The following is a 10,374-nucleotide window of genomic DNA, read 5'->3' on the forward strand; positions in this document are numbered from 1 at the left end:
AATAGCCCGCTTAAAAATAATGAAGTTACTGACATTGATAATAACGGGTATTACTGGAGGAGCAATTGACTACATACTACAGAACATCAACTTTCTAAGCATGGAAAGTATTTTTTGTACATCTGCACCTCCTATGGTAGGCTACACCTTGGAAAAAAGTATTACCTATTTTTCTTTGCCGAAAAATACTAAAATATCTTTGCTTGGCATACCGAGAGCTCAAATAACAACTAAAGAACTAAGGTGGGAACTATCTCTTGATGAGCTTTCTTTTCCAGAAAAGAATTCTTACTTTAATTGAAGTTTAAGCGATAAGGTATCTATAGAAGTGCATAGCGGTATATGTCTAGCAATGGTGTATTCAGAAGCAGTAGATGATACCGGAGCATCTTAAGTTAGAAGCGAGGTTAGAAGGGTCAATCCTCAATTGCTATGAACATGCTGATTAACTTCACGCTTTCCAAATGGCTATCTACTTTTAATTTCTTCCCTAAACTTTGTTTTATTTTTGCTTCGAATTTAAATTCGAACTTTTCGCAGAATTTTTGAAAATACTCTTTCTTTTATAACATCAAACAAACTCTTGTCACTATCTTGATAGCTTTTTAGCTTCTTAGGAATAGTAAGTGATAATTTATCTTTTTATATGTTACACCATCTTTGCCATCTTGGAAATTAAGTGTGAATTTTAGTGAGCTAGGCAGATTAAATACTTTCTCACCAAGTTTACCACCCCTTTTAAGAACATATATTAGTATTTCTAGGTTAGACTGATTTTCACATTATTTTGATCGGTACAATCAATCTTCATTACTCCCTAGGGCTTCCCGGCATGAATGAATACAATGATGCTGAGTGAGTGTAGGTTCGTATATGTAGCAGCTTCATACCCTGCTTGATTACAATTAGTAACTAGCTTTTCTAGAATAGAGTCACTTGGAACTGCTGCTCCAACATACTCAAACATTCCCTTAAAAACTCCTTTTGCAAATGGGCAATAATTATTGTTTTCATGTACTTTTGCTTTTAATAAATAAACTTGCTCCTCGCTACTGTAAGACTTTTTCTCATATACATTAATCTCTTTAGCAGTTAGACTTTGCTTAAATTCTTTCCATGCATATTGCTTCCAAGCTTTTCCCATCAATTTGCAAATTGAAGTTTCTTCTATACTTTTTCCATTGATAACAAAATCCATCCTTTAAAAATCTTTATGCATCGTTTCGCAGGAGCTTACTCCTTTGTTATCTTCCCTGCAACTCTTAGTTTGCTGAAATCGAATTCTTTGGCTTGAGCTTTCAATGTAGCTATTGGATTTTTCTTTGCCTCTGCCATAACATTTTTCTCTGTTAGTGCTCTATAATTAATTATATCATAAAAATTGCTAATAATTCGATAATGGTACCTGCTGTGTAGACTAAGGTTTTTTTTTGGTTAATATAGATGTACGGTAAAAGAAGTCTATGATGAAAGAATCACTAGTTAAAACTGATATGGCACAAGTTGAGAATAAGAAAGCAGTAAAAGGCTTTTTTAAAATGCTAGGCGAAGTGGCAGATACTGTAAGATCGTGGATTGGCAATATCAGCCCCGATTTAAGCAGTAGCCGCGATATCGATAGCTTAGTCTTGAAAATGAACGAGTGCTTAAGCCCAAGGGGAGGAGAGGTCTCAGCACGTAAGAACACCGTATCTCTTGGTAATCTGTATTTAAGTTTATCGGAGAAGGGTAAAATAAAATTTCTGCAGACCATGGCAGAAAAATTTAGTCTGAACAAAGTGGAAGTAGATGAAAAAATAAAAGAATATAGGGAAAATCAAAATCCCGAGTTAGACTATAAATTTGAACAGGACTTGATAAAAGTCCTTGAACCACCACGTTCTAAAATATTGAAGCAATTTATTTCTTTGCCGGAAGGCCTTAAGTTTATTGTCGATATGCGCTCTGACATGCTTAAGTTAAAGAACCAATATAAAGGGCTCAATCGACTAGAAAGTGAATTAAAAAGCATACTTCTCTCCTGGGTTGACGTTGATCTACTCGATCTTCGTCAAATTACCTGGGATTCACCTGCGTCGTTGTTAGAAAAACTTATAAAATATGAAGCTGTGCATAAAATTTCTTCTTGGGGTGATTTAAAAAACAGGCTAGATTCTGATCGTCTATGTTTTGCCTTTTTTCATTACAAAATACCAAACGAACCTCTAATTTTTGTAGAAGTTGCATTGGTGAACAAAATTGCAGATAGCATTCAACACCTTTTAGATGAGTCGGTACCTTCAAGTGATCCAAGCAATGCAAGCACTGCCATATTCTATTCAATATCAAATACCCAAGCAGGGTTGTCTGGAATCAGCTTGGGTAATTTTTTGATCAAAAGGGTTGTAGAAAAACTATCGCAGGAATTTAAAAGTATAAAAACATACGCAACGCTTTCCCCAATACCTAGCTTTACAAAATGGCTGAAAGAAAGTTTAAGCCAAGATATCACTTTATTGAGCAAACTGAATATAAAGCAATCTAGCGCAGAAATTTTAGAAAGCATAGAAAGCATAGAGCAATTAAAAACCAATACTGAATGGGAAAAACAATGCTTGCTGAAGCTTTGTGCACATTACTTGCTGAAGATTAAAAACAGTAGTGGCAGTGCTTACGATCCGGTAGCACATTTTCATTTAAGCAATGGTGCATCAATAAAACAGCTGAACTGGATGGCAGATACCTCTGAAAAGGGCATTAGTCAGTCAGCTGGAATGATGGTGAATTACCTATATGAATTGCCTAAAATAGATAATAATCATGAGAGCTATATGGTTAACAAAGTGGTTTCTCACTCGAAACAGGTACTATCTGTATTAAAGGGGAAGTAAGTAATTGCCCTTGCAGCACTTCAAATGTAAAATAGTTCTACTTAAATATATAGAATAGCCATCAATGGATAATATAAGAAATTTTGCAATAATAGCACATATAGATCACGGAAAGTCAACTCTTGCTGACCGCTTAATAGAAGAATGTAATGGTCTTGAAGCAAGAGAAATGATCAATCAAGTGCTTGATTCAATGGAAATAGAACGCGAACGTGGAATTACAATCAAAGCACAGACGGCAAGGCTTAGCTACACTGCAAATAATGGGAATCAATATTGCTTGAACCTTATGGATACCCCAGGTCATGTTGATTTTTCATATGAGGTGAGTCGAAGCTTGGCTGCATGCGAAGGTTCACTTTTAGTGGTAGATAGCAGCCAGGGAGTTGAAGCTCAAACCCTTGCAAATGTGTACAAAGCTGTTGACAATAATCATGAGATAATAGTTGTGCTCAATAAAGTTGATCTCCCTGCTGCAGATCCAGAAAGGGTAAAACTTCAGGTTGAAGAAATAATTGGTATTGATGCAAGTGAGTCAGTTTTAATATCGGCAAAGACTGGACTTGGAGTAAGGAATGTACTCGAAGCAATAGTGACGAAACTTCCAGCTCCACAGGGTAATGCAAGTGCTTCACTGCAAGCAATTTTGGTTGATAGTTGGTATGATCCTTACCTAGGGGTAGTGATTTTAGTGCGAGTTAAAAATGGAGTACTAAAAAAAGGCATGAAGATTGTTATGATGTCCAACAATGCTACATACCAGGTGGATAATATCGGTATTTTTACTCCTAAAAAGGTAATGACGGGTAAACTTTCAGCAGGTGGAGTTGGCTTTATAACTGCTTCAATGAAAGAAGTGAAGGACTGTAGGGTAGGGGACACCATCACTGAGGAAAAGAGACCTTGTAGTGAAGCACTGCCTGGATTTAAAGAAGTGCAACCTGTGGTATTCTGTAGCATTTTTCCCAACAAAACAGATGAGTTTAAATATTTAAGAGAAGCGCTGGAAAAACTACATTTAAATGATGCAAGTTTTACCTTTGAAGCTGAAACATCGAATGCACTCGGCTATGGATTTCGTTGTGGTTTCTTAGGGATACTACATCTTGAAGTTATCCAAGAGAGGCTTGAGAGAGAGTTTGATTTAGACCTAACAGTAACCGCGCCGAGTGTCATATATAGGGTTACAACACGAAGTGGTGAAATTCTGAACATTCATAATCCAAGTGATATGCCAGATCTTACAAAAGTTGAGATGGTAGAAGAGCCATGGATTACCGCAACCATAATGGTGCCTGATCAATATTTAGGAGAAATTCTATCTCTGTGTGAAGAAAGAAGAGGAGAGCAAAAAGATTTATCTTATGTTGGTAGCACAACAACAGCACTGATGAAGTATAAGCTACCGCTATCTGAGGTTGTTTTTGACTTTTATGATAGGCTAAAATCAATTTCTAAGGGATACGCGAGTTTGGATTGGGAAATTTCCGATTATCAGGAAAGTCAGATAGATAAATTGAGCTTTTCAGTTAATGGAGAGCCTGTTGATGCATTGGCATGCATTGTTCACAAAAGTAGGGCAGAAAAAAGGGGGCGCGAGATATGTGCGCGTTTGAAGGGTTTAATACCACGTCAGCAATATAAGATTGCAATTCAAGCAGCAGTGAGTAGCAAAATTATTGCCAAGAAAACGATTAATCCATACAGAAAGGATGTGACAGCTAAACTCTATGGTGGGGATGTAACGCGAAGAATGAAGCTTTTAGAAAAGCAAAAGAAAGGTAAGAAAAGATTGTATTCTATAGGAAATGTCAATATTCCGCATAATGCTTTTATCCAAGCTTTAAAGATAAATGACTAGCAGTGTCTACTTTCATGACATCCTCCCGGTAGGTTGAGTCATAATATTCGTACAGCTATGCAATTTACTTAAGAGATTTGCTCAATGGTAAAATTTGTCCTGATACACTACAATCTTCAGAAGCTAGCTCCACAAATTTGTCTGTTAGTTTATCAGGTAGCACTAATTCAGGTGTATCCTTTCCAGGAAACGCTTGCTTGTACATTTCGCTGTCAATAGGTCCTTCTGGATATACAGCATTTATACACAACTTTGTGTGTTTTGTCTCAGATGCATATATCTTTACCATGATTTCTAGTGCAGCTTTACTTGCAGCATAAGGTACCCAATACGGATAAGAAGAAGGAGAAAGTGTTACTTCTGAAGTCATGAATATCACCCTTCCAGAATTAGATTTTTTCAGCATTGGATCTAAGTTTTTTAGCAAGTACCAATTGGCAGTAAAATTTGTATTTATTACATTCTGCAACTCCTCAAGCTCACAATCATGAACGGGATCTAACTTACCTAAAATTCCAGTACACGCAACTAATATATCAAGTGCTCCAGACTCTGATAATTTTAGGCTTTCTATCATGTTTGTTAGTATCTTTACGTTTTCAAAGTCCAAAAGATCAAGTTGAATTAGCTTAACAGAGCCTTCTTTGAACTCTTCAAATTCCTCAATTTCATTGTACAGTGGCTTGAGGTGATCAATAGACCTTGAAATTAAGATTATACACGCACCTTCCTTTATAAACCTTTTTGCAACAGCAGACCCAATTGCACCTGAGGCCCCGGTAATTAAAGCTATTTTGTCTTTTAACTTACCCATTATTTCTCCTTAGCGAGATTCATTAAAACATTTTAGCTGAAAATTAAACTTTGCTCCATATATAAAAATTAAACTCACCATATAAAAAAATAGTAATGACACTACCACACCACCCAAACTTCCGTATATTAAGTCCAATTGGCCAAAGGAAGCTTTTAAGTATTGTTTGAAAGCTGAAGCAGAAGCTGTCCAAAGCATAACAGCTACACAAGATCCAGGAAATACATCTGACATATTTTGTTTTACGCTGGGCAGTATAAAGTATAGCCAGGAAACCATTATGAAGAGTACAAATTCGATGAGAAGACATTTAGTATAACTTAGCCTATGATAGGAAAAATCAATCAGCATTGGCACTAATGTGGAGAACACTATAGTCAGAGTTATAATGAGCGTAATTACCAAAAATTGTAATATGCTAATTACCCTTCTCAATATATAAGGTGGCGAAACTGGAACCTTGTATGCCTTATTCAATATTGTTCTTAGCCCTTCAATCGCTGATGAGGCTGTCCAAACAGCACCCACAATTGCCAAAGTCAATAAACTCTGTGGCGGGCCAGATATTATCTCTCTAATACGCGGCATTAAGGATGCTAAAATATCCTGTGGCATGTGATCAATTATAAATGCCCAGCCGATGTTATATTGGTCTAGGAAATTTGCAAATGTTGACGCTAAAGCTATTAAAACGATGAGAAAAGGAAATATTGACAACAGGATTAAAAATGATAAATATCCCGCATGTTCCATTCCATCGTTATAAATTGTGTCAATTAAAGCACAGTAAAGACAATAAATAATGCTGTAAAACTTCTGCAGTAACAACTTATTCACTATATATAAACAAACCAAGTAAGATATTCTAAATGAAATAAAATATATTTTTAAACAAAACCTTCTAATGACAATGAGAATTGTCATATTTTTGCTGCCCTGGTCACTCTTTTTAAACAACACAAGATTTTGTCACTTCACTAGCAATAGAAACAGGAACAGAAAACTACTTGACAAATCTCACCATCCCCCTTATAAGACTGAAACTATTATTTATCTTCAGTCTGTATAGATTAAACGACAAAAAATTCAATATACTTGGCGTTTTATGTTTAATTTTTTGTACTATGTGCACTTCATATCTTTATAAACCTGTAAAGTTAATATAAATAACTAGCCACCAACTGGGTTTCTTTTGCCTTTTTTTTATTTGATAAATTTCTTAATATTGATAGCTAAGGAAATTTTAGGTTACATAAATGCTGCAATTTATGAACTGGGCAGCAGAGCGTCATTCTAGTGCGTGACAATGAATTCAATGTATCTCTAACGATAAGCTTACAGCATGTTCGATTGGAGTATTTTGACTACAAAATCTAGCAGCAGCACTTAAAACGGTACAACCTTCAAATTCTTCTAACGCGGACCATCTATTCTCCTTTTCCTAGGAGAACTTTTACTACGTCTTCCTCCCCACAAAAAGTAGCGCTTGCTAGGTATCTCTTTTCGTCAAGAAAACTAACTTCCACCACATCCCCATACAGTTTCTTACATTAAACACATAACCTAATGCTTTTTTTCCAAGAATCATAGAGACCTTTAAATCTCGTTTATTATTTGCATAACTTAATGCATGTACTGTATTTATATAATTTCCCATATAACCCCTACTTCATTGTATGTGTTAACGTATATTTTTTATTATATGTTTCTAAACAAATTTAGTCAAGAAATAACCATTGGAATAAGGTCAATTTCCTCTTGTGCCTTTAAAAAAAAGGTAAGGGAGTTGCTATATTAGCTCACAGATGAGTGATAATGGTTATGATTGTCGACAAGTAGTGATCTCTAATATCGTGATCTGACTTGCTCGCATCAAACTCAAATAAAGTAAGCATTTTTGAGCACTAATCTGGTGGCTGTGTTTTTCATATTTTACATAATATATATTATGTAATTTATACCAAGAAAACTGTTTCCCAACCTTTTAAGGTAGCTAAACTATTCTCCTCTGTTAAATAAGAATAAGTTGCCTACACAGAAATAGATTGGTAATATTTCAAGCCTGCCAAGCAGCATTAAAAATGACAGAAATAGTTTTTCTCCACTGCTGAAGGAGGAATAATTACCCGAAGAACCGATTAAGTTACTGAACCCTGGACCAGAGTTTGTAAGCGTCGCAGAGACTGCGCTAATGCTAGTTATAAAGTCCATATTGCCTAAGTAAGACATCACTATTGATGATATAGTAAACGTTAATATGTAAATTGCAAAAAATATAAATGTAGAGTGAACTTCATCATCTTCTAAAATTTTACCATTAAATTTCACCCCATCACCTGCATTAGGATCTAATAAAAGGCGAAATTGATTTCTTATAGACCTTAAAAAAACAATCAAACGGAAGGTTTTGATTCCACCACTTGCAGAACCTCCACATCCGCCAATAAAGGTTAGAAAAAAAGCTAAGACTGAAATAAAGCCCCAATCCACGTAATTGCACACCACATAGCCAGTTGAAGTAATAAAAGAGGTGATGGTAAATGCGCTATATCTAAATGACAATGATATTCCTAAATCAACATTTTTGTACAACCAAAAACAAGCAAATAAAGATGAGACGATAACTATCCCAGTAAAGTAAGAGACCTGTTCATCGCGGTAAATGTCTAACCGTCTTATGATTTTCAAATAGCTAAGAAAAGGTAGAGAACCCAATATCATGAAAATGATTGTTATAACTTCTAGCAAGGGATCATTATAGTGCCCCATAGAATCGTTATAGTTAGCAAATCCACCAGTTGATACAGCGGACATTCCGTGGCATATTGCATCAAATAATGGCATACCAGCTAGATAATAGGAAAATATGCACAACAAAATTAGGCCATAATATATTGCTGCAGCATGAATCACTACACTTCGCGTGTTTGGTAACCTTCTTTTTGTAGCATCTGAACATTCAGAATAGAATAAATTATTTAGACTCAGGACCCTGAGCATAGGAAAAACTGCAATTCCTATAGTAATTATACCAAAGCCACCTATACCATGCAGCATTGCTCTCCACAGCAGTATTCCTGGAGATAGCTTTTCAACATCACTGAATACAGTTGCCCCTGTTGTGGTAAAGCCAGATATCGTTTCAAATAATGCATCAACATAGTCCAGACTATCAAGATAGAATGGAATAGCTGCAAATAGGGATAAAGCAATCCAAGCACAACTGGTAATCACAAAAACCACTGGCATTCCATGCAATCTGCTTAATTTATTACCTAATAAAACAAAAATTGCGCCAGATGTGCAAGTGATCACAAACCCAGTTAGAAAATTTTTCCACTCGTAACCCAGATACTTATTAGTAATAGCAGGAATGACCATTGTTAAGCTAAACACCAATAAAAATACTCCAACAATAAATGCAATCGAACGCAATGTTTGCAAGTGCTGATAGTTTTCCATAGAGTTAGAGCAAAAAGATATTACACTATATCATGAACTTTTGCTGAAACTTTCTTTATGTCTTCACTTGAAAGTGGGATCAGACCGAGCTTAGATAGGTACCCATCTTTAGTACTAGTAGAATCGATAACTTCTCTAATGAATTCTCTTAATCCATCAACGATATTCAAATGCTCTTTCTTTATATAAAGATATAGAGGCCTTGCTAATATATATTGCCCCGATGATATATTTTCATAAGTTGGCTCAATTCCTGCAATTGTGCTTCCTTGTATTTTATCCTGGTTCCTCATCAAAAAACTAAAACTAAATATTCCCAAAGCGTTCTTGTTGCTTTTCAACTTTTGTATTATTATGTTTTCATTAATCCCAACTTCCTTATACCTTCCATCATCTCTTATACTGCTACAAGCTTTCTTTCTTTCTTCCTGGTCTTCATAATTCTCTTTGAAAATCCTTGAATTCATGCATGAGTATTGATCGAGCATAATAGAATTAATCAAAGTTTCGTACGTACCTGTATTTTGATGTGGACCATAAATTTCAATTTCTGTTTTTGGTAAGGCCTGGCTTATATCAGACCAAAGCTTCTTATTATTTTTTACCAGCTTACCATTCTCTTGAGAATGTGCAGACAAAGTTTCAAATAAATCCTTTTTTGAGAAGTCAAATCTGTGGCTTTGATTAGAGTTTGCGATTACAACTCCATCATAGCCAATAATAATCTCTATCATTTCATCAACTTTATTTCTTTTGCACAGCTCCCTTTCTGCACTTTTTATAGAACGAGACGAAGCAGCAATATCTGGCGTGTCTTCCCCTATCCCTAAGCAAAACATTTTGAACCCTGGCCCACTCCCTATTGATTCCACAACAGGAGTTTTAAAGGAGAATACACGGTTGAAATCCTCAGCTATAAACGAGATAAAAGGAAAAACAGTTGAAGACCCAACAATTCTGATATATTTCCTTGCATCAGCGTTTGACAGTGGCATGAACACTACTGTAAATACAAAAATCAAAAGAAAGCCTCTAAGCATCGTTTTTAGTTAAGAACATAGCCTTATTATTATAACAAAAGATCAAACTGAAAAGCCCTAATTTTCTTCTATGATTAAAATTTTTGCACTACCTTCATCATCTTAAAAGACCTAAATTACTTTAGCTGTTATACACAGAAGGCAAATGTAACCTAACAGAAACAAAAAACTACTTGAGACAACCTTTGACATCGCCATTACATAGTAATCAAGCTATTTTGTTTAACTTCCCAATTGTGCAGATTTAAAATGACAAGAAAACTTGTATTTGGCGTATTACTGTTTAATTTTTCGCACTATGTGCACTGCATGTAAAAAACAAAAAGT

General features: G+C 35.4%; 7 protein-coding genes and 1 pseudogene. 3 read left to right on the forward strand and 5 right to left on the reverse strand.

Annotation, left to right across the window (positions count from 1 at the left end):
- Nucleotides 1–301: pseudogene (locus IHO13_RS00400) on the forward strand (thiamine diphosphokinase); the annotation flags it as partial.
- 516 nt (nt 302–817) lie between these two features.
- Here the strand turns inward: IHO13_RS00400 and IHO13_RS00405 are convergent.
- Nucleotides 818–1,198 (reverse strand): hypothetical protein, encoded by a 381-nt coding sequence (locus tag IHO13_RS00405; RefSeq protein ID WP_225537248.1) that lies wholly within the window; start codon nt 1,196–1,198, stop codon nt 818–820.
- 265 nt (nt 1,199–1,463) lie between these two features.
- On the opposite strand from IHO13_RS00405, the gene IHO13_RS00410 reads away from it, so the two are divergent.
- Nucleotides 1,464–2,870, forward strand: coding sequence for a malonyl-CoA decarboxylase (locus IHO13_RS00410; RefSeq protein ID WP_225537250.1), 1,407 nt, complete (start codon nt 1,464–1,466; stop codon nt 2,868–2,870).
- A 64-nt stretch (nt 2,871–2,934) separates the two neighbouring features.
- Nucleotides 2,935–4,731 (forward strand): translation elongation factor 4, encoded by a 1,797-nt coding sequence (lepA, locus tag IHO13_RS00415; RefSeq protein WP_225537253.1) that lies wholly within the window; start codon nt 2,935–2,937, stop codon nt 4,729–4,731.
- 64 nt (nt 4,732–4,795) lie between these two features.
- Here the strand turns inward: lepA and IHO13_RS00420 are convergent, their stop codons facing one another.
- From IHO13_RS00420 to IHO13_RS00435, 4 genes are all read right to left on the reverse strand, one after another.
- Entirely contained in the window at nt 4,796–5,545 is a 750-nt protein-coding gene (locus tag IHO13_RS00420; protein WP_225537255.1) for an SDR family oxidoreductase, read from the reverse strand.
- A gap of 9 nt (nt 5,546–5,554) precedes the next feature.
- A complete protein-coding gene (locus IHO13_RS00425) occupies nt 5,555–6,298 on the reverse strand; it encodes a YihY/virulence factor BrkB family protein (RefSeq protein ID WP_255586040.1) in 744 nt (247 codons plus the stop codon).
- A gap of 1,245 nt (nt 6,299–7,543) precedes the next feature.
- Complete coding sequence (locus IHO13_RS00430) at nt 7,544–9,007, reverse strand: TrkH family potassium uptake protein (RefSeq protein WP_225537257.1); 1,464 nt, start codon at nt 9,005–9,007, stop codon at nt 7,544–7,546.
- Nucleotides 9,008–9,027: 20 nt separating this feature from the next.
- Nucleotides 9,028–10,047, reverse strand: a complete 1,020-nt coding sequence (locus IHO13_RS00435; protein WP_225537259.1) for a substrate-binding domain-containing protein — start codon at nt 10,045–10,047, stop codon at nt 9,028–9,030.
- Nucleotides 10,048–10,374 lie beyond the last annotated feature (327 nt).

Origin of the sequence: Wolbachia endosymbiont of Mansonella perstans (assembly GCF_020278605.1) — a bacterium.
Lineage (GTDB): Bacteria > Pseudomonadota > Alphaproteobacteria > Rickettsiales > Anaplasmataceae > Wolbachia.